Here is a 20,016-nt window from a genome sequence, read left to right as displayed (position 1 = left end):
TTTTTATGCCTGTTTGCCGGGTTCTTTTGCCGGTTAGTTGTGACTCCGTAGGAATTCCCCTACGCTCCATAAGGCTTATATTTTTTAGGCCTAAACTTATAACAATAATGGAGTGGGTCATGATTCCACTTAACCGAACGCTGTTGGGCGCCATGGTGCTGCTCACGCTCAACAGCGTACAGGCGCAAACTTCTGCCAACATTTATCTGCAGGGCGGGGCACAGCCCGGCGCCCTGGCGTGTGTGGCTTGCCACGGCGCAGATGGTATGGGGCTGGCACCTGCAGGTTTTCCGCGATTAGCCGGTATTTCTGCTGACTACCTGAGCAAACAGTTGCACGACTTCCAGAGTGGCAAACGGGTCAGTCCCGTGATGCAGCCGCTGGCCAAGGCCTTGACTGACGATGAAATTGCTTCGGTCACCCAGGCAATTGCTGCTATGCCGGTGCCGCCGGTCCCGCCGATCAACCGCAGCAGCATGCCTGAAGGCGTGGGGGAAACACTGGCATTGCGTGGCGCCTGGAATAGGCAAATCCCTGAGTGCGTGAGTTGTCATGGGTCGGGCGGGGCAGGGGTGGGCAGTGCTTTCCCGCCACTGGCCAATCAGCCTGCGATGTACCTGGTGGCGCAGTTGAATGCCTGGCGCGATGGCTCGCGCCAGAATGACCCCAACGACTTGATGGGCCATATCGCCAAGGCCATGAGTGAAGACGAAGTCAAAGCCGTGGCCGAGTATTTCTCAACCGTAGGCCACAAGGAGGTCACGCCATGAAACGCATGATGCCTGCTTGCGCACTGTCGATGCTGTTAAGCCCTGTCGCCCTGGCCACGACGATCGCCATGGACGATCAGAGCCAGATCAAAACCCCACCGGTGAGTGGCCACGGCCCGGAGTACTTCCAGCCGCCGCTGGAAAGCGAACTGCCGGATAACGCTTACGGAAAAATGGTTAAAGACGGTTATGCCCTGTTTGTCGATACCAAGCGTCAAGCTCCGCAGTTCGTGGGTAATGGCTTGAACTGTACCAACTGTCACCTGGATCAGGGCCGCATGGCCAACTCTGCGCCGCTATGGGGCGCTTACCCGATGTACCCGGCCTATCGAAAGAAGAACGACAAGGTCAACACCTTTGCCGAGCGCCTGCAGGGCTGTTTTCAGTTCAGCATGAATGGCGGCACGCCCCCAGCGGCCGACAGTCGTGAAATCACCGCATTGTCGGTGTATGCCTACTGGTTATCGACCAAAGCCCCGGTGGGTGTCGAGTTGCCGGGGCGTGGTTATCCGGATGTCGCGCAGCCCGCCGGGGGCTACGATCTGGCACGCGGGGCTGCGGTCTACAAGGACCAGTGTGCGCTCTGTCATGGCGATAATGGCCAGGGGCAGAAGGTTGGCGCTGATTACGTGATGCCGCCGCTGTGGGGCAAGGAGTCTTACAACTGGGGGGCCGGTATGCACCGGATCAACACCGCCGCCTCATTTATCAAACACAACATGCCACTGGGCAAGGCCAACAGTTTGAGCGATGAACAAGCGTGGGATGTGGCTGCCTACATCAATACCCATGAGCGGCCGCAGGATCCGCGTCTGGTTGAAGGCTCGGTCGAGAAAACCCGCCTTAAGTACCACGCTAATGATGGTGTGAATGCTTACGGGCAGACCATTAATGGCGTGTTGATAGGTGTCGGTACCCAGTAAACAAGGCTGCCGCCCTCAGGCGGCAGAAGCGTCTATGCTCAATCCTTGCTGCGGCCTCGTGGCGCTGGCCCGGCGAGGTCTTCAAAGACTTCGGCAACCTCGATCGCGGCTTTTTCCGAGGGGAATGGGCCCGCGACGGGTTCACCTGATGGAGCGATCATCCACCATTCTTTTGAACTGACATTTTTTATCAGGTAACCGTTGACGCTTTTTGTGGCTGACATCGAAGCTGAGACCTTTAAGAATCGAAAACGGCGGCAATAATACCGCCAATCGAGGACGTTGGCCTCGTGATATGGCGTTTGGCCGCAATCTGCCTGTAGCAGATGCCAACGTGTTAACCGCTTCACTCAGTCGATGAGTAGTTGAAAAATAAGTAATTAATGAACTTGTTGGCTAAAAATTCATCTAGGTTGGCATCAGTTTGCTATTCGGGGCATTGTAACGTCGATGCCGCCTGATTAGACTGCGCCAAAATTCGAACGTACAGCCCTTTTAAGGACTCATATGATCAAGAAATGCTTGTTCCCAGCAGCCGGTTACGGCACTCGCTTTTTGCCAGCGACCAAGGCCATGCCAAAAGAAATGCTGCCGGTGGTGAACAAGCCACTGATCCAGTACGGGGTTGAAGAAGCACTGGACGCTGGCTTGAATGAAATTTCTATCGTCACAGGACGTGGCAAACGCGCACTGGAAGACCACTTCGACATCAGCTATGAGCTGGAAAACCAGATCAAGGGCACTGACAAAGAAAAATACCTGGTAGGCATCCGTCGCTTGCTGGATCAGTGTTCGTTCTCGTACACCCGTCAAACCGAAATGAAAGGCCTGGGCCACGCCATTCTGACTGGCCGCCCGCTGATCGGCGACGAGCCGTTTGCCGTGGTACTGGCAGATGACCTGTGCGTAAACCTGGAAGGCGACGGCGTACTGACGCAGATGGTCAAACTGTACAACCAGTACCGTTGCACCATCATCGCGATCCAGGAAGTTGACCCGCAAGAAACCAACAAGTACGGCGTAATCGCTGGCGACCTGATTGGTGATGACCTGTACCGCGTGCGTAACATGGTTGAAAAACCGGCACCGGAAGACGCCCCATCGAACCTGGCCATCATCGGCCGCTACATCCTGACCCCGGACATCTTCGACCTGATCAAACAGACCGAGCCGGGTAAAGGTGGCGAGATCCAGATCACCGACGCCCTGATGAAACAGGCGCAAAACGGTTGCGTGATTGCCTACAAATTCAAAGGCAAGCGTTTCGACTGCGGTGGTGCTGAAGGCTACATCGAAGCAACCAACTTCTGCTTCGAAAACTTCTACAAAACCGGCAAGGCTTACTAACAGAGCCGGCCTGTAGAACGTTGCAAGACAAAGCCACCTTCGGGTGGCTTTGTCGTTTATTTGCCTCGCGTAAACCCTCGACGCTGGTCAATCGCGCTGGAGCGATTATGCTGGTGGCCTGCCTAGGAGAGAGAAATGGCCTACGAATTTGATTTGTTTGTAATTGGTGCGGGTTCCGGTGGTGTGCGTGCTGCGCGCTTTGCTGCGGGTTTTGGGGCTAAGGTGGCGGTAGCAGAAAGCCGTTATCTGGGTGGTACCTGCGTGAACGTGGGCTGCGTGCCGAAAAAGCTGCTGGTCTACGGTGCACACTTCGCCGAAGACTTCGAGCAAGCGTCCGGCTTTGGCTGGAGCCTGAGTGAAGCGAATTTTGACTGGGCGACCCTGATCGCCAACAAAGATCGCGAAATTCACCGCCTCAACGGTATTTACCGCAACCTGCTGGTCAACAGTGGCGTCACCCTGATTGAAGGCCACGCCAAACTGACCGGGCCCAACGAAGTTGAAGTCAATGGCCAGCGCCACACGGCCAAACATATCCTGATCGCAACGGGCGGCTGGCCGCAAATCCCGGAGATCCCGGGGCATGAGCTGGCAATCAGCTCCAATGAAGCGTTCTTCCTCAAAGAACTGCCCAAGCGCGTGCTGGTGGTGGGTGGCGGCTACATCGCCGTGGAATTCGCCGGGATCTTCCACGGCTTGGGTGCCCAGACGTCTTTGTTGTACCGCGGTGACATGTTCCTGCGTGGCTTTGACGGTGCCGTGCGCAAACACCTGCGTGAAGAGCTGACCAAACGCGGCATGGACGTGCAGTTCAACGCGGACATCGCGCGCATCGACAAACAGGCAGATGGCAGCCTCAAGGCCACCCTTAAAGACGGCCGTGAGCTGGAAGCCGATTGCGTGTTCTATGCGACGGGGCGGCGCCCGATGCTCGACAACCTCGGGCTGGAAAATACCGGGGTCAAACTCGACAAGCGCGGCTTTGTGCAAGTCGATGATCTGTACCAAAGCACCGAGCCGTCGATTCTGGCGATTGGTGACGTAATTGGCCGTGTGCAACTCACGCCAGTGGCCCTGGCCGAAGGCATGGCGGTTGCGCGTCGTCTGTTCAAGCCTGAGCAGTATCGCCCCGTGGACTACCGCATGATCCCGACGGCGGTGTTCAGCTTGCCGAACATCGGCACGGTGGGGTTGAGTGAAGAACAGGCCATCGAAGACGGGCACAAGGTGCAGATCTTCGAGAGCAGCTTCCGCCCAATGAAACTGACCCTGACCGAGTGTCAGGAACGTACGTTGATGAAACTGGTGGTCGATGTCGACACCGAAAAAGTGCTGGGCTGCCACATGGTAGGCCCGGAGGCGGGGGAGATCGTGCAGGGATTGGCGATTGCCTTGAAAGCCGGTGCAACCAAACAGCATTTTGACGAAACCATCGGCGTCCACCCGACGGCGGCTGAAGAATTCGTCACCATGCGTACGCCGGTTAAACGGTAAGCAACCCTGTAGCCGCTGCCGCTGCCGCTGCCGCAGCCTGCGGCAGCGGCTACAGAAGGTCTGTCACTTAGTTGTCGTAGCCGAGGTTAGGCGCCAGCCAGCGCTCGGTCACATTCAAGTCCTGACCTTTACGCGCGGTGTAGCTGTCGATCTGGTCCTTGTCGACTTTACCTACAGCAAAGTACTGCGCCTGCGGGTGCGCGAAGTACCAGCCGCTCACCGCTGCTGCCGGGAACATTGCGTAGTGCTCGGTCAGGAACACGCCGCTCTGGCCAGCACGCATTTCTTGCGCTTCAGGGTCCAGCAAGGCGAACAACGTCGCTTTTTCAGTGTGGTCCGGGCACGCCGGGTAGCCGGGAGCAGGGCGGATGCCGCTGTACTGCTCTTTGATCAAGGCCTCGTTGTCCAGGTGCTCATCCTTGGCATAGCCCCAGTAATTTGTCCGCACTTGTTGGTGCAGCCACTCGGCGCAAGCCTCGGCCAAACGGTCGGCCAGGGCCTTGACCATGATCGAGTTGTAGTCGTCGCCTGCATCCTGATAGGCCTTGGCCACTTCTTCGGCACCGATGCCCGCGGTGGTGATAAAGCCTCCCACGTAGTCGGTCACGCCGCTGTCTTTAGGCGCGACAAAGTCGGCCAGCGAGAAGTTCGGTTTGCCATCGGTCTTGATGATTTGTTGGCGCAGGTGATGCAGCTTGGCCAAAGGCTTGCCGTCGTCACCGTAGAGCTCCAGATCGTCATCGTTAACCTGGTTGGCAGGCCAGAAACCAAAGACCGCCCGCGCACTGATCAGCTTTTCATCAATCAGCTTTTTCAGCATCTCTTGCGCGTCGGCATACAACGCTCTTGCCGCTTCGCCGACTACTTCGTCGTCGAGGATGCGCGGGAACTTGCCGGCCAGGTCCCAGGAAATAAAGAACGGCGTCCAGTCAATGTATTCAGCCAGCACCTTGAGGTCGATATTGTCCAGCACCTTGGCGCCCGTAAATGTCGGTTTCACCGGCTGGTAGGTGGCCCAGTCGAACTGCGGCTTCTTGGTGATCGATGCGGCATAGCTCAAGCGTTCGGTGCGGGCGCTGCGGTTTGCCGTGCGTTCGCGCACCTCAACGTATTCTTCGCGGGTTTTCTCGACAAAACCGGCCTTGAGTTCCTTGGACAGCAGCTGGGTAGCCACGCCCACGGCCCGTGAGGCGTCGGTGACGTAAACCACGGCATCATTTTGATACTTGGGTTCGATCTTGACTGCGGTGTGCGCCTTGGAGGTTGTGGCGCCGCCGATCATCAGTGGCAGATGGAAGTCCTGACGCTGCATTTCACGGGCGACGTGTACCATCTCATCCAGCGACGGAGTAATAAGGCCGGACAAGCCGATGATGTCGCATTTCTGTTCCTTGGCCACTTGCAGGATTTTTTCCGCAGGCACCATAACGCCCAAGTCAACGATGTCGTAGCCGTTACAACCCAGCACCACACCCACGATGTTCTTGCCGATGTCATGCACATCGCCTTTCACCGTGGCCATGAGGATCTTGCCCTTGGCTTCTGGCTTGTCGCCTTTTTCCAGTTCGATAAACGGAATCAGGTGGGCCACAGCCTGTTTCATCACGCGGGCAGACTTCACCACCTGTGGCAGGAACATTTTGCCCGCGCCAAACAGGTCGCCGACGATGTTCATGCCCGACATCAGCGGGCCTTCAATCACTTCAATCGGGCGGCTGAAGGACAGGCGCGATTCTTCGGTGTCTTCGACGATGTGCGTGGTGATGCCCTTGACCAGTGCGTGCTCCAGACGCTTGTTGACGTCCCAGCTGCGCCATTCTTCGGTCTCGGCCTCTTTGACGCTGCCATCGCCCTTGTACTTGTCGGCAATCGCCAACAGGTTGTCCGTGGCCTCCGGGGTGCGGTTGAGCACCACATCTTCGACGGCATCGCGCAGTTCAACCGGGATCTGGTCGTAGATCTCCAGTTGCCCGGCGTTAACGATACCCATGGTCAGGCCGCTGCGAATGGCGTACAGCAGGAACACCGAGTGGATCGCCTCACGCACCGGGTTGTTGCCACGGAACGAGAACGACACGTTGGACACGCCGCCCGAGGTCAGGGCATACGGCAGTTCATCGCGGATGTAGGCGCAGGCGTTGATGAAGTCCACCGCATAGTTGTTGTGCTCTTCAATACCGGTGGCCACGGCGAAGATGTTCGGGTCGAAGATGATGTCTTGCGGCGGGAAGCCGACTTCATTGACCAGAATGTCGTAGGAACGTTTGCAGATCTCTTTTTTGCGTGCTTCGGTGTCAGCCTGGCCCGCTTCGTCAAACGCCATCACCACCACGGCCGCGCCGTAGCGCTTGCACAGTTTGGCGTGGTGGATGAACTGCTCGACGCCTTCTTTCATGCTGATCGAGTTGACGATGCCTTTGCCCTGAATGCACTTGAGGCCCGCTTCAATCACGTCCCACTTGGAGGAGTCGATCATGATCGGCACGCGGGAGATATCCGGCTCGCCGGCAATCAGGTTGAGGAAGGTGATCATCGCCTTCTTCGAATCCAGCATGCCTTCGTCCATGTTGATGTCGATGATCTGCGCACCGGCTTCAACTTGTTGCAGGGCCACTTCGAGGGCTTCGGTGTAGTTGTCTTCACGGATCAGGCGGGCAAAGCGCGCAGAGCCGGTGATGTTGGTGCGTTCGCCGACGTTGACGAACAACGAACTGCGATCAATGGTGAACGGCTCAAGGCCCGACAGGCGGCAAGCCTTCGGGATGTCAGGGATCTGGCGCGGCGCGTAACCGGCCACAGCATTGGCGATGGCCTGGATGTGGCCCGGCGTGGTACCGCAGCAGCCGCCGACAATGTTCAAAAAGCCGCTTTGAGCGAACTCTTCAATCACCTTGGCGGTTTGTGCCGGCAGTTCATCGTATTCGCCGAATTCGTTTGGCAAACCCGCGTTGGGGTGAGCCGAGACGTGGGTGTCGGCTTTGTTCGACAACTCTTCGAGGTAAGGGCGCAGTTCGCTGGCGCCCAGTGCGCAGTTCAAGCCCACCGAAATCGGCTTGGCATGGCTCACAGAGTTCCAGAACGCTTCGGTGGTCTGGCCCGACAGCGTGCGCCCGGAAGCATCGGTAATGGTGCCGGAGATCATGATCGGTAGCTCAAAGCCCAGCTCTTCGAACACGCCTTGCACGGCGAAGATCGCGGCCTTGGCATTCAAGGTGTCGAAAATGGTCTCGATCAGGATCAGGTCGGCGCCGCCTTCGATCAGGCCTTTGGTGGCCTCGGTGTAGTTTTCCACCAGTTCATCAAAGGTGACGTTGCGGTAGCCGGGGTTGTTGACGTCTGGCGACAGCGAACAGGTCCGGCTGGTCGGGCCGAGCACGCCCGCAACGAAACGCGGTTTGTCCGGGGTTTCGAGGGTCTTGGCGTCGGCCACCTTGCGCGCAAGCCGGGCACCTTCTACGTTTAGCTCGTAGGCGAGGGCCTGCATGCCGTAGTCGGCTTGGGAAACCTGAGTGGCGTTAAAGGTGTTGGTTTCGAGAATGTCGGCACCGGCATCCAGGTAGGCTTTTTCAATCGAGCCAATGACATCCGGGCGGGTGATGACCAAAAGGTCGTTGTTGCCTTTGACGTCGCTCGGCCAATCGGCAAAACGCGTGCCACGATAGTCGTGTTCCTCAAGGCGGTAGCTTTGGATCATAGTACCCATGCCGCCATCGAGAATCAGAATGCGCTCTTTGAGGGCTTGCTGAAGTGCTTGGATACGAGCGCTGCGGTCAGACATAGGACTACCTGTTAGAGCCATGCAAAAGATGGCAAATCATAACAAACCTGCGCCTAATTTGAGCGCCGGAAGATTTGCATGAATTCAGCTCATGTTGAAAGGCGTGTAGCACGGGTAGAATCGCGACATTTCAATATCAGGACAATGGCACATGTTTTTTCGCCTACTCACCGGCGCCGTGACGCTGGTGGTGTGTAGTACAGCGCTGGGACAAGCCCCGCTGGCGAGTCCGGCTATATCCTACACACGGGACATACAGCCGATCCTTACCGAAAAATGCGTTGCCTGCCATGCGTGCAACGACGCTGCCTGCCAGCTCAACCTGGGCAGTGCCGAGGGCGCGACCCGTGGCGCCAGCAAAGTGCCTGTCTATAAAGGTGACCGCACGACACCGGTTGCACCGACGCGGATTTTCTACGATGCCAGCGGCCCGGATGAGTGGCGCCGCAAAGGTTTTTACTCGGTGCTCGATGCGCAAGGAGCGCAAGCGGCCTTGATGGAGCGGATGCTTGAGCTGGGCCATAACACGCCACTGACGCCCAATGCCAAGTTGCCTGAAGAAATCGTCCTTGGGCTGAACCGAGAGAACTCTTGCCCGGCGCCGGGCGAGTTCGATGCCTACGCACAAAAGCACCCCAAGGAAGGTATGCCCCTGGCCGTAACCGGCCTCACCGACAAGCAATACCAAACCGTGCAGACCTGGCTCAAGCAAGGTGCACCGGTTGATCAGCACGCTATCAAACCCAGCGCAGGCGAAGCCGCGCAGATTGCCGAATGGGAAGCGCTGCTCAATCGTCCGGGCTCAACAGAGGCGTTGGTCGGGCGCTGGCTGTTCGAACACTTGTTCCTTGCCCATACGTATTTTGACAACGGCGTGCCTGGGCATTTCTTCCAGTGGGTGCGTTCGCGCACGCCGAGCGGTCAGCCGATTGATCTGATCGCTACCCGCCGTCCAAATGATGATCCGGGCACCACGTTCTATTACCGGTTGATGCCGGTACAAGGCGTGATCGTGCACAAAACCCACATCACTTACCCGATGGGCAAGCAAAAGCTCGAGCGGGTCAAGCAACTGTTCTACAGCGGCGACTGGCATGCCGCTTCGCTGCCGGGTTACGGGCCGCGCAGCCGCGCCAACCCGTTTGAAACCTTTGAAGCGATCCCGGCCGTGGCGCGTTATCAGTTCATGCTCGATAACGCCGAGTATTTTGTGCGCACCTTTATTCGCGGGCCGGTGTGCCGCGGGCAAATTGCCACGGACGTGATCCGTGACAACTTCTGGGCCCTGTTCCAGGAGCCAGCCCATGACCGCTACATTACGGATGCCGCCTATCGGGGCGAAGCAACGCCCTTGCTGGCGATGCCGGGGCAGAACGATGATGTCGGCAGTGTCCTTTCGCTGTGGCACAGCTTCCGTGACAAGCGCAATGCATACGTAAAGCTGCGTCAAGATGCTTACGCCGATATGCCGCCTCCTAGTTGGGCAACGCTGTGGGCGGGCAATGACAATGCGCTGCTGACGATCTTCCGGCACTTTGACAGCGCCAGTGTCACCAAGGGCTTGATCGGTGAAGTGCCGCAGACACTGTGGTTGTTCGACTTCCCGTTGCTCGAGCGCACCTACTATCAATTGGCGGTCAATTTTGATGTGTTCGGCAACGTTTCGCATCAGGCTCAGACGCGGTTGTACTTTGACTTGATCCGTAACGGTGCTGAGGCCAACTTTTTGCGCCTGATGCCGGCAGATTCGCGCGCCAGCATCCTCAGTGACTGGTACCAGAACAGCGGCAAGATCAAGATGTGGCTGGATTACGAAAAAATCGACACCAGCACGCCGACCGGGATGGTCCTCGACCCGGTTGACCCCAAACGTGACTTTGCCCTCAAGTTGATTGATCGCGCCGGCACCTTGAATGCCAACCCGGATCCGATCAACCGCTGCACCGGCGCTTATTGCTCGCGACCTGATATTGCACAAGAGTTCCAGTTCGCCGAGCAATCACTCAGCCGTCTGACGGCGCGTCCGGCAGCAGGGCTGGCCGTCATCAATCAATTGCCAGAAGCAACCATGCTGCGCATTGAAGGCAACAACGGTGACCGCGAGATGTACAGCATGTTGCGCAACCGTGCCCACAGCAACGTGGCTTTTATGCTTGGCGAGGCCTATCGCCTGCAACCGGGGTTGGACACACTGACGATTTTCCCGGGCGTGCTCAGCAGTTACCCGAACTTCATGTTCAACATTCCGGCGGCTGATGTAGAGGCGTTTGTTGAGGCGATGGAGCAATCCAAGGATCAGAAAAGCTTCGAGGCCATCGTCGAGCGCTGGGGCGTTCGCCGCAGCAACCCTCAGTTTTGGCAGTACTTCCATGACATCGGCGAGTACATCAATGAGACCGATCCGGTTGAAGCGGGTGTTTTGGACATGAATCGCTACGAAAACCTGTAATGCGGCCGGTAATAATTTAACAAGAGAGGGCAGATTGCCTGACAAAAACACTAGGACTTTGTCAGGCGCGCCGATTGGCGTAAACTGCCCCCCATGTCTGCGAGGAGATTCCATGAGCGCCATAACGATTACCGACGCCGCCCACGATTACCTGGCTGATCTGCTGTCCAAGCAGAACACCCCGGGTATCGGCATCCGCGTCTTTATCACCCAGCCGGGCACCCAGTACGCTGAAACCTGCATAGCCTACTGCAAGCCCAATGAAGTGAAGCCTGAAGATACTGCCATTGGCCTGAAGAGTTTCACGGCCTGGATCGATTCGTTCAGCGAAGCGTTCCTCGAAGATGCGGTGGTGGATTACGCCACAGACCGCATGGGTGGCCAACTGACCATCAAGGCGCCGAACGCCAAAGTACCGATGGTTAACGCTGATAGCCCGATCAACGAGCGTATCAACTACTACCTGCAAACCGAGATCAACCCCGGTTTGGCGAGCCACGGTGGTCAGGTCAGCTTGATCGAAGTGGTTGAAGACGGGATTGCCGTGCTCAAGTTCGGTGGCGGCTGCCAGGGCTGCGGTCAGGCAGACGTAACCCTGCGCGAAGGCATTGAGCGCACCTTGCTTGAACGCGTGCCCGAGCTTAAGGGTGTGCGTGACGTGACCGACCACTCGCAGAAAGAAAACGCCTACTACTGAGTGATCAGTAACAGGGTGTTCGCTGCGACGTGAATAAAAAAAACGGTGCCCCGTGAGCACCGTTTTTTATGCCTTTTATTTGTAGGAGCGAGCTTGCCTCGCGATCTTTCAAGATCAAAAGATCGCGAGGCAAGCTCGCTCCTACCGATTTGGGTTCTTAGGGTCGATACAAATGCGCATGCCCGGCCCGGTACAGCGAGGATTCGGCAAAACTGTCACTGGCCAGTACCCGGCCGACCAAAATCAATGCAGTGCGCCTGAATCCCTTGGTTTCTACCTTGGCCTGAATGTCTTCAAGAGTGCCTTGTACCCAATCCTGGTCCGGCCAGCTGGCGCGGTGAATCACTGCAATCGGGCAGTCGCTGCCGTAATGCGGCTGGAGTTCGCGAACGATGCATTCAAGGTTTTTAACCCCCAAGTGAATCGCCATGGTCGCGCCGTGTTGCGCCAGGCTGGCCAGTTCCTCGCCGGGCGGCATTACGGTTTTTTCCGCGTAGCGGGTCAGGATCACTGTTTGCGAGATGTCTGGCAGCGTCAGCTCAGCGCCCAGAATGGCCGCGCACGCTGCGGTGGCGGTCACGCCCGGAATGATTTCAAAGGCGATGCCCAACTCACGCAGGCAGCGAATTTGTTCGCCAATGGCGCCATACAGGCTCGGATCACCCGAGTGCACACGGGCCACGTCCTGACCTTTGGCGTCGGCGCCTTTAATCAGCTCGATGATTTGCTCAAGGTGCAGTTCAGCGCTGTTGATAATCTGCTCGGCGCGATTACCGTCCAGTACGGCCGTGGGCACCAGTGAGCCGGCATAAATAATCACCGGGCAGGTATGGATCAAACGCTGGCCTTTGACGGTAATCAGCTCTGGGTCGCCGGGCCCGGCACCGATGAAGTAAACAGTCATGGCAATCTCTGAAAAGGTCGAAATAGAGCCGTTCGTGAAGAACGCTCATAGTGAGGCGGGGGATTATCGCGTTATTTGACCCGAGCAAGCCAATGCAAAGGTTGCCACTGAGGACGCCTGGCGTGTCACAAGCAGTGTTGCGCCTGCGCCACCCAGCTGTTCGGCCAGTGCCAATGCGGCACTTTCGGCCACACCCCAGCACCCGGTTTGCTCGAAAGCAACCTTGGAACGCTGGCTGAGTTGAGGGGCATAGGGTGCAAGCTGATCGGCGCTGAAAACATTAAAAGGCAGCTTCAGCCGCCTGCAGAGTTCGATAAGACCCGGTTCTTCGCGCTTGAGGTCGATGCTGGCAATGCCCTGAACAGCGCTTAATGTGAGTCCGGCCTTGTCGAGAGATTGCTCAACAAATGCCAATAAATCCTCGCAAGTGCACCCCTGGCGGCATCCCAGGCCAATAATCGCGCAAGCGGTGTGTGTGGCAGGCGGCATCACTGTTCCAGAGCCAAAACGAGGCGCGCAGTGTTGTTGAGGTGCGTTTAGCCTGTCAACTTTGCGTCTGGACCAACATGCTCTTTACCTTGACGCGCAACTGATCAATAGAGAAGGGCTTGCCAATGACGGCCATGCCCTCAGGCACAGTGAGGGTCTCGGCGTAGCCGCTGGCAAACAGAATCGGTAGTTGCTGGTACAGTTCACGGGCTTTGCAAGCCAGTGCATGACCGTCCATGCCGGGTAGCCCGACATCGGTCATCATCAAGTCAATGCGCTGGCCTTTGTCTTCAAGAAACGCCATTGCGCACTCGCTGCCATCGGCTTCAAGCACGTTGAACTCCAACTCTTCAAGCACGTCAACGATCAGCATACGAACAATGGCGTCGTCTTCGACTACAAGAATGGTGGAGGGCGTTGCGGACATATTCATGATCTCGATAAAAATTTAAATCCAGGACCCTTCACACTGGCATCTGGCCGGTAAGAATAGCCTTGAGCACCAGCAAAGTACGGTTTTTTGTAAGAAAAATCCCACTAAGGTGCAAGAAAGCTGAACTATTTCGCGGTATTCCTTCAAACTCTCACTAATTTTTACGTCCACAGGCCAGAAAAATGAATTCACCTGCATCCATTGACGAGCAAAGTTTTCGCAAACTGCTGAGTCGTAACGTTGGTTTGCCTTTGGCAGTCGGTGTGATGAGTGCAGTGCTGTTCGTGGTGATGATCAGCTATTTGCTGTCAGTCCTTAAATGGGTCGAACACAGTGATCGTGTCATCAGCAACACCAATGAAGCGATCAGGCTGACAGTTGATCTGGAAACCGGAATGCGCGGGTTTCTGATTACTGGCGATGAGCATTTTCTTGATCCCTACGCGGTCGCCAAACCGCAAATTCTTGCGCAAATTCAAAACCTGCAACAACTGGTCAGCGATAACCCGCAGCAGGTTGATCGCCTCAAGCGCATTGAAGCGCTGCAAAATGAATGGGCCTCTTATGCCCAGTCCATGGTCGATTTGCGCCGTCAGAGTGGTGATTATCGTGCGGCGGTGCAGTCTGGCAGAGGCAAAAGCCTGACCGACCAGATCCGTCAGGAGTACGACGACTTCATCCAGCTGGAGCAACAGTTGCGAGTAGCTCGCAATAATGAAGCCAGCACGACCACCGTTGTCTGCGTCGGGCTTTATTTGCTCTTTGTGTTGGGTCTGAGCGGCTTTTTGGCGTATGTCGGTCGCAGAGATTTGCTAAATCTTTCAAAGAGTTATCAAAACAACTTCGAGCTTCAGATTAAGGCCGCAGAGCGCTTGGAACGTCAAGCCTGGCTGCGTAACGGGCAGACCGAATTGGCCGAGCAAGTGCTTGGCCGTCTGACTCTGAACATGCTGGGCCGCAATATCCTGCAGTTTTGCGCGCAGTACCTGGGCACGGTCGTTGCCGCAGTGTATGTGCGTGAAGATCACGGTGGCTTGCGCCGCATCGCCAGCTACGGATTCTCCCGGGAGCAGGAAGCGCGCAACGAGGTGATCCACAATGACGAAGGCATTGTCGGGCAGGCCGCGCACCAGGATCAGTTGATCCGTCTGGACGATGTGCCGTCGGACTACTGCTTCAAAGTCAGCTCCGGGCTGGGCGAGGGTGCGCCTCGCAGTGTGCTGGTGGTGCCGACCAGCGACGATGATCGGGTTAACGGGGTGATTGAGCTGGGCTTTCTTCGCCCGCTGGATGACCGTGACATTGAACTGTTCGATTTGATCGCAGACAACATCGGCACCTCGATTGAGGCCGCGCGTTACCGTCAGCGCCTGCAAGAAGTGCTGGCTGAGACCCAGCAGCTCAATGAAGAACTGCAGGTGCAGCAAGAAGAGCTCAAGACCGCCAACGAAGAGCTGGAAGAGCAGTCGCGCATTCTTAAAGAGTCGCAGACCAGCCTTGAGGCACAGCAAGCAGAGCTCGAACAGACCAACGAAGCCCTGGCAGAACAGCGTGATGCCATGGACCGCAAGAATACCGAGCTGAATCAGGCTCAGGAGCAACTCGAAGAGCGTGCCGATGAGTTGATGCGATCGAGCAAGTACAAGTCGGAATTCCTCGCCAACATGTCCCACGAGCTGCGCACACCGCTTAACAGCTCGTTGATTCTGGCCAAACTGTTGTCCGAAAACCCGCAGCAGAACCTCACGGGTGAGCAAGTCAAATTTGCCGAGTCGATCTACTCGGCAGGTAACGATTTGCTCAACCTGATCAACGACATTCTGGATATATCCAAGGTCGAGGCCGGCAAGCTTGAGGTGCGCCCCGAAAACACCAGCGTGGCGCGGATGCTCGATGGCATACGCGGGGTGTTCCAGCCGTTGGCCAGTGACAAGTCGCTGGAGTTGCGCGTCGATTTGCAGCCCGGCACCCCCGCGTTGATTTACACAGACAGCCAGCGTCTGGAGCAAATTCTCAAGAACCTGCTGTCCAACGCGGTCAAGTTCACTGAAAAAGGCCAGGTCAGCCTGACGGTGTCGCGTCATTCGGGCAATGCCATTGCATTTGCTGTCGAAGACTCCGGCATCGGCATTGCGGCCGAGCAGCAAGAGAGCATTTTCGAAGCGTTCCGTCAGGCAGATGGCACCACCAACCGCCGTTATGGTGGCACTGGCCTTGGCTTGTCGATCTCGCGGGATCTGGCGACCTTGCTTGGCGGCTCTATCAGTGTCAGCAGCGAGCCGGGGCAGGGCAGCGTCTTCACCTTGATCATGCCCGTACAGTTCGTCGAAGACGCCGAACTGCCCGTAGAGGCTCCCGTCAATGCCCCGCGCGTGCCACAGACATTGCCTGCCAAGGAGTTGCCGATACAGGCGCCGGATGTGCCGCTGAATATCCCGCGCTTCATGGACGATCGCGAACAAGCACCATTCAGTACGCGCTGCATTCTGGTGATTGAAGATGAGCCTAACTTTGCGCACATCCTCTACGATCTGGCCCACGAACTGGGCTATCGCTGCCTGGTCGCCCACGGTGCTGACGAAGGCTTCAGCCTGGCGGCGCAGTTTATTCCGGACGCCATTCTGCTCGACATGCGCTTGCCCGATCACTCCGGGTTGACCGTTTTGCAGCGCTTGAAAGCCCTGGCCGCCACCCGGCACATACCGGTGCACGTGATTTCTGTTGAAGACCGTGTCGAAGCCGCCATGCACATGGGCGCCGTGGGTTATGCGGTCAAACCGACCACCCGCGAGGAACTCAAGGATGTTTTCGCCCGCCTTGAAGCCAAACTCACGCAGAAGGTCAAACGGATATTGCTGGTCGAAGACGATGACCTACAACGCGACAGTATTTCCCGCTTGATCGGCGACGATGACATTGAAATCACCGCCGTGGGTTTTGCTCAAGAGGCGCTTGATCTGCTGCGCAGTAACATCTACGACTGCATGATTATCGACCTCAAGCTCCCGGACATGCTGGGCAACGACCTGCTCAAGCGTATGTCTACCGAAGACATCTGCTCGTTCCCGCCCGTCATTGTCTATACCGGGCGCAACCTGACCCGCGATGAAGAGGCCGAACTGCGCAAATACTCACGTTCGATCATTATCAAGGGCGCCCGTTCGCCTGAGCGTTTGCTGGACGAAGTGACATTATTTCTGCACAAAGTTGAATCTCAGTTGTCCCATGAGCGTCAAACGATGCTCAAGACAGCACGCAGCCGCGACAAAGTGTTCGAAGGGCGCAAGATTCTGCTGGTTGATGACGACGTTCGAAACATTTTCGCCCTCACCAGCGCGCTGGAGCACAAGGGCGCAATCGTTGTCATCGGCCGAAATGGCCGCGAGGCGATCGAGCGTTTGAATGAGGTCGAAGACATCGATCTGGTGCTGATGGACGTGATGATGCCGGAGATGGATGGCTATGAGGCCACCATTGAAATTCGCAAGAACCCGCGCTGGCGCAAGCTGCCGATCATTGCAGTCACGGCCAAGGCGATGAAGGACGATCAGGAACGCTGCCTGCAAGCGGGTTCCAACGATTACCTGGCTAAACCGATTGATCTGGATCGACTGTTTTCGTTGATCCGGGTCTGGCTACCGAAAATGGAACGACTCTAAGTGCTACGAAACACCGACATCGAGATACGGCTGCTGATTGAGGCGATCTACCTCAAGTACAGCTATGACTTTCGAGACTACTCCGGCGCATCGATCAAGCGCCGGGTGCTGCATGCAGTACGTCAGTTCGACTGCAAGACCATCTCGGCCTTGCAGGAGCGGGTGCTGCATGACCCGGCCGTGTTCATGCAGTTGCTGCAACTGCTGACGATTCCGGTGAGTGAGATGTTTCGTGACCCTGAGCACTTCCTGGCCATTCGCCAGGAAGTGGTGCCGATTCTCAAGACTTATCCGTCACTGAAAATCTGGATCGCGGGGTGCAGTACCGGCGAAGAGGTGTACTCGATGGCGATCTTGCTGCGCGAGGAAGGGCTGCTCGATCGCACCATCATCTATGCCACTGACATCAACCCGCGCTCGCTTGAAAAAGCCAAGCAAGGGATCTTTTCGCTGGAAAACGTTCGTGCCTACACCCACAACTACCAAAAGGCCGGGGGGCAGCGCTCATTTGCCGATTACTACACGGCGGCTTATGACTACGCGATTTTCGACAAGAGCCTGCGTGAAAACGTGACCTTTGCTGATCACAGTCTGGCGACAGACAGTGTATTCTCAGAAACTAATTTAATTTCGTGTCGTAACGTACTGATTTATTTCAATAAAAATCTCCAAAACAGAGCGTTTGGTTTGTTCGCGGAGTCGCTCTGTCATCGGGGCTTTTTGATGCTGGGTAGCAAAGAAACCCTGGATTTTTCTGATTACAGCAAACAATTTTCGCCTTTGCTCAAGCAAGAACGGATCTATCGAAAGCTATGACAGTCCAAGACATCGCAATCGCCGGACTGCGCCCTGTTCAAGCAATAGTTGTTGGGGCTTCTGCTGGGGGCGTCGAGGCGTTGCTGGCGATTTTTGCTGATTTGAAGCCCGGTTTTGGGCTGCCGATCATGGTCGTTTTGCACATGCCCGACGAACGACGCAGCCAGTTGGCTTCTGTGTTTGGTCGGCGTTTGGCGATACCGGTCAAGGAAGTGGTGGACAAAGAGCCGATTATGCCGGGCACGTTGTATTTCGCGGCCCCGGGTTATCACGTATCGGTGGAGCACGATCACAGTTTTTCATTGAGTCGAGAAGAGCGGGTGCATTATTCACGCCCCTCGATTGATTACCTTTTTGAATCCGCAGCCGATGTGTACCAAGACACCCTGGCTGCGATATTACTCACGGGCGCCAATCAAGATGGTGCGCAGGGGCTGGACACGGTCAAACAACTGGGCGGCCTGACGGTCATTCAGGACCCTGAAGAAGCCTGGGTACCCACCATGCCGCTTGCGGCGCTGGAGCGTTGCCAACCGGACCGCATCCTGAGTTTGAAGGGTATTGCCCGTTTGCTTGTCGAGCTGGAACGAATCGAATGCCACTAAGTGATATTCAAGCCAAGCTGCTGATCGTTGACGATTTGCCAGAGAATTTGTTGGCGCTGGAAGCCTTGATCAAACGCGATGACCGAATCGTCTATAAAGCCTTGTCTGCGGACGAGGCGCTTTCGTTGTTGCTGCAACATGAGTTTGCAATGGCGATTCTGGACGTGCAGATGCCGGGCATGAACGGCTTTGAATTGGCCGAGATGATGCGCGGCACCGATCGCACCAAAAATATTCCGATAGTCTTCGTCAGTGCCGCCGGTCGGGAGATGAACTACGCGTTCAAAGGGTATGAGAGCGGGGCGGTCGACTTCTTGCATAAGCCTTTGGACATTCACGCGGTTAAAAGCAAGGTCAACGTATTTGTCGACCTGTACCGGCAAAGCAAAGCGGTGCAACGACAGGTCGAAGCGCTTGAGCGAAGCCGCCGCGAGCAAGAAGTGCTGCTTGCGCAGTTACAACAGACACAGGTTGAGCTGGAACATGCGGTGCGCATGCGGGACGACTTTATGTCGATTGTCTCCCATGAGGTCCGCACGCCGCTGAACGGGCTGATCCTCGAAACCCAACTGCGCAAGATGCACCTGGCGCGGGACAACACGGCGGCGTTCACCAAGGACAAGCTGGAGGCCATGGTTGACCGCGACGAGCGGCAGATCCAAAGCCTTATTCGGCTGATTGAAGACATGCTGGATGTGTCACGCATTCGCACGGGCAAGCTGTCAATCAGGCCGTCGGAATTCGATTTGTCACAGTTGGTGGCCAATTTGCTTGAGGTGTTTTCGCCCCAGATCAGTGCAGCGCAAGCGAGCATCAGCTTCAGTGCGGCGCAGCCGGTGGTGGGGCAGTGGGATGAATTCAGAATCGAGCAGGTGATTTCCAACTTGCTCACCAACGCCCTGCGTTATGGAGCACAGAAGCCGATTGATGTGGCGGTGTACAGCGAAGAGGGCTATGCCGTGGTGCAAGTACGTGACCAGGGTATCGGCATTAGCCAGGAGAATCAGCAACGGATTTTCCAGCAGTTTGAGCGGGTATCCGGCAGCCATGTTGTTTCGGGCCTGGGGTTGGGTTTATTTATTTCGGAACAGATTGTCGCGGCCCATAGTGGCAAAATAGAAGTACATAGCGAGTTAGGAGAGGGCGCTTTGTTCAAAGTCTGCCTGCCGCTGGTACAAAAGACATAAATTGGCCGCAACCTATGGCCATGGCTGCGGTCGTAATGGCAGCAACGTTCGGATTAAGGTTTCCCATGAGTGAAGATGCGCAAGATGTTGTTTTGATTGTCGAGGACGATCCATCGATCCTGATGATCCTCAGTGCTTACCTGTCAGGCGAAGGCTATCGGGTATTGCAGGCCGAAAACGGCGAGCAGGCCTTTGCGATTTTAGCCACCAAACCGCACCTGGACCTTATGGTCACGGACTTCCGTTTGCCGGGCGGGATATCAGGCGTGCAGATTGCCGAGCCTGCAGTGAAGCTGCGACCGGACCTGAAGGTGATCTTTATCAGCGGTTATCCGGCAGAAATCCGCGACACTGGCAGCCCGATCACCCTCACAGCCCCGATTTTGGCCAAACCCTTCGACCTCGACACCTTACAAACACAGATCCAGAAGCTGCTCGCCTAATCGCTTGCAGCTTGCGCGCTGC

General features: G+C 56.5%; 16 protein-coding genes. 11 read left to right on the top strand and 5 right to left on the bottom strand.

Annotated elements, in window-relative coordinates; all coding sequences use genetic code 11:
- The first annotated feature begins 119 nt into the window (after nt 1-119).
- Together GHO32_RS17290 and GHO32_RS17285 are read left to right on the top strand one after the other, a co-directional pair.
- Complete coding sequence (locus GHO32_RS17290; protein ID WP_153332797.1) at nt 120-770, top strand: cytochrome c; 651 nt, start codon at nt 120-122, stop codon at nt 768-770.
- Between the two features lie 5 nt (nt 771-775).
- Nucleotides 776-1,693, top strand: coding sequence for a c-type cytochrome (locus GHO32_RS17285; protein WP_371924458.1), 918 nt, complete (start codon nt 776-778; stop codon nt 1,691-1,693).
- 38 nt (nt 1,694-1,731) lie between these two features.
- Here GHO32_RS17285 and GHO32_RS17280 read toward each other — a convergent pair whose 3' ends face one another.
- Complete coding sequence (locus tag GHO32_RS17280) at nt 1,732-1,917, bottom strand: hypothetical protein (RefSeq protein WP_123749316.1); 186 nt, start codon at nt 1,915-1,917, stop codon at nt 1,732-1,734.
- Between the two features lie 283 nt (nt 1,918-2,200).
- On the opposite strand from GHO32_RS17280, the gene galU reads away from it, so the two are divergent.
- Entirely contained in the window at nt 2,201-3,040 is an 840-nt protein-coding gene (gene galU / locus GHO32_RS17275; protein ID WP_048373375.1) for a UTP--glucose-1-phosphate uridylyltransferase GalU, read from the top strand.
- Nucleotides 3,041-3,175: 135 nt separating this feature from the next.
- Entirely contained in the window at nt 3,176-4,534 is a 1,359-nt protein-coding gene (gene gorA / locus GHO32_RS17270; RefSeq protein WP_153442933.1) for a glutathione-disulfide reductase, read from the top strand.
- A 67-nt stretch (nt 4,535-4,601) separates the two neighbouring features.
- Here the strand turns inward: gorA and metH are convergent, their stop codons facing one another.
- Complete coding sequence (gene metH / locus GHO32_RS17265) at nt 4,602-8,312, bottom strand: methionine synthase (protein WP_153332792.1); 3,711 nt, start codon at nt 8,310-8,312, stop codon at nt 4,602-4,604.
- 151 nt (nt 8,313-8,463) lie between these two features.
- Here metH and GHO32_RS17260 point away from each other — a divergent pair, with 151 nt between their 5' ends.
- Nucleotides 8,464-10,761 (top strand): fatty acid cis/trans isomerase, encoded by a 2,298-nt coding sequence (locus GHO32_RS17260; RefSeq protein ID WP_153332790.1) that lies wholly within the window; start codon nt 8,464-8,466, stop codon nt 10,759-10,761.
- A 112-nt stretch (nt 10,762-10,873) separates the two neighbouring features.
- The gene (gene nfuA / locus GHO32_RS17255; protein ID WP_019409695.1) at nt 10,874-11,458 is read left to right on the top strand and encodes a Fe-S biogenesis protein NfuA; all 585 of its coding nucleotides are present in this window, start codon (nt 10,874-10,876) and stop codon (nt 11,456-11,458) included.
- A 157-nt stretch (nt 11,459-11,615) separates the two neighbouring features.
- On the opposite strand, the gene cobM is transcribed toward nfuA, so the two are convergent.
- From cobM to GHO32_RS17240, 3 genes are all read right to left on the bottom strand, one after another.
- Complete coding sequence (cobM, locus tag GHO32_RS17250) at nt 11,616-12,362, bottom strand: precorrin-4 C(11)-methyltransferase (RefSeq protein ID WP_153332788.1); 747 nt, start codon at nt 12,360-12,362, stop codon at nt 11,616-11,618.
- 63 nt (nt 12,363-12,425) lie between these two features.
- Nucleotides 12,426-12,851 carry a cobalamin biosynthesis protein gene (locus tag GHO32_RS17245; RefSeq protein WP_153332786.1) on the bottom strand — a complete coding sequence of 142 codons (426 nt, stop codon included), beginning with the start codon at nt 12,849-12,851 and terminating at the stop codon, nt 12,426-12,428.
- A 55-nt stretch (nt 12,852-12,906) separates the two neighbouring features.
- Complete coding sequence (locus GHO32_RS17240) at nt 12,907-13,278, bottom strand: response regulator (protein ID WP_048389857.1); 372 nt, start codon at nt 13,276-13,278, stop codon at nt 12,907-12,909.
- Nucleotides 13,279-13,466: 188 nt separating this feature from the next.
- Here GHO32_RS17240 and GHO32_RS17235 point away from each other — a divergent pair, with 188 nt between their 5' ends.
- The 5 genes from GHO32_RS17235 to GHO32_RS17215 all read left to right on the top strand — a co-directional run bounded on the left by GHO32_RS17235 (nt 13,467) and on the right by GHO32_RS17215 (nt 19,994).
- A complete protein-coding gene (locus tag GHO32_RS17235) occupies nt 13,467-16,943 on the top strand; it encodes a response regulator (protein WP_153332784.1) in 3,477 nt (1,158 codons plus the stop codon).
- Nucleotides 16,944-17,759, top strand: coding sequence for a protein-glutamate O-methyltransferase CheR (locus GHO32_RS17230; RefSeq protein WP_048389860.1), 816 nt, complete (start codon nt 16,944-16,946; stop codon nt 17,757-17,759). It abuts the gene before it with no gap.
- Complete coding sequence (locus GHO32_RS17225; RefSeq protein WP_153332782.1) at nt 17,756-18,364, top strand: chemotaxis protein CheB; 609 nt, start codon at nt 17,756-17,758, stop codon at nt 18,362-18,364. Before GHO32_RS17230 ends, GHO32_RS17225 begins: the two co-directional genes overlap by 4 nt.
- Entirely contained in the window at nt 18,355-19,551 is a 1,197-nt protein-coding gene (locus GHO32_RS17220; protein ID WP_048389864.1) for a hybrid sensor histidine kinase/response regulator, read from the top strand. Before GHO32_RS17225 ends, GHO32_RS17220 begins: the two co-directional genes overlap by 10 nt.
- 65 nt (nt 19,552-19,616) lie before the next feature.
- Nucleotides 19,617-19,994, top strand: a complete 378-nt coding sequence (locus tag GHO32_RS17215; protein WP_123749306.1) for a response regulator — start codon at nt 19,617-19,619, stop codon at nt 19,992-19,994.
- Nucleotides 19,995-20,016: the final 22 nt, after the last annotated feature.

Origin of the sequence: Pseudomonas sp. FSL R10-2189, assembly GCF_009600325.1 — a bacterium.
Lineage (GTDB): Bacteria > Pseudomonadota > Gammaproteobacteria > Pseudomonadales > Pseudomonadaceae > Aquipseudomonas > Aquipseudomonas helleri.
Note: the sequence above shows the minus strand (reverse complement) of the source record. Positions and strands in the feature narration are given on the sequence as shown.

Coding starts and splice junctions, on each gene's coding strand:
- GHO32_RS17290 (WP_153332797.1), top strand. CDS start 120: ATGATTCCACTTAACCGAACGCTGTTGGGCGCCATGGTGCTGCTCACG.
- GHO32_RS17285 (WP_371924458.1), top strand. CDS start 776: ATGATGCCTGCTTGCGCACTGTCGATGCTGTTAAGCCCTGTCGCCCTG.
- GHO32_RS17280 (WP_123749316.1), bottom strand. CDS start 1,917: ATGTCAGCCACAAAAAGCGTCAACGGTTACCTGATAAAAAATGTCAGT.
- galU (WP_048373375.1), top strand. CDS start 2,201: ATGATCAAGAAATGCTTGTTCCCAGCAGCCGGTTACGGCACTCGCTTT.
- gorA (WP_153442933.1), top strand. CDS start 3,176: ATGGCCTACGAATTTGATTTGTTTGTAATTGGTGCGGGTTCCGGTGGT.
- metH (WP_153332792.1), bottom strand. CDS start 8,312: ATGTCTGACCGCAGCGCTCGTATCCAAGCACTTCAGCAAGCCCTCAAA.
- GHO32_RS17260 (WP_153332790.1), top strand. CDS start 8,464: ATGTTTTTTCGCCTACTCACCGGCGCCGTGACGCTGGTGGTGTGTAGT.
- nfuA (WP_019409695.1), top strand. CDS start 10,874: ATGAGCGCCATAACGATTACCGACGCCGCCCACGATTACCTGGCTGAT.
- cobM (WP_153332788.1), bottom strand. CDS start 12,362: ATGACTGTTTACTTCATCGGTGCCGGGCCCGGCGACCCAGAGCTGATT.
- GHO32_RS17245 (WP_153332786.1), bottom strand. CDS start 12,851: ATGCCGCCTGCCACACACACCGCTTGCGCGATTATTGGCCTGGGATGC.
- GHO32_RS17240 (WP_048389857.1), bottom strand. CDS start 13,278: ATGTCCGCAACGCCCTCCACCATTCTTGTAGTCGAAGACGACGCCATT.
- GHO32_RS17235 (WP_153332784.1), top strand. CDS start 13,467: ATGAATTCACCTGCATCCATTGACGAGCAAAGTTTTCGCAAACTGCTG.
- GHO32_RS17225 (WP_153332782.1), top strand. CDS start 17,756: ATGACAGTCCAAGACATCGCAATCGCCGGACTGCGCCCTGTTCAAGCA.
- GHO32_RS17220 (WP_048389864.1), top strand. CDS start 18,355: ATGCCACTAAGTGATATTCAAGCCAAGCTGCTGATCGTTGACGATTTG.
- GHO32_RS17215 (WP_123749306.1), top strand. CDS start 19,617: ATGAGTGAAGATGCGCAAGATGTTGTTTTGATTGTCGAGGACGATCCA.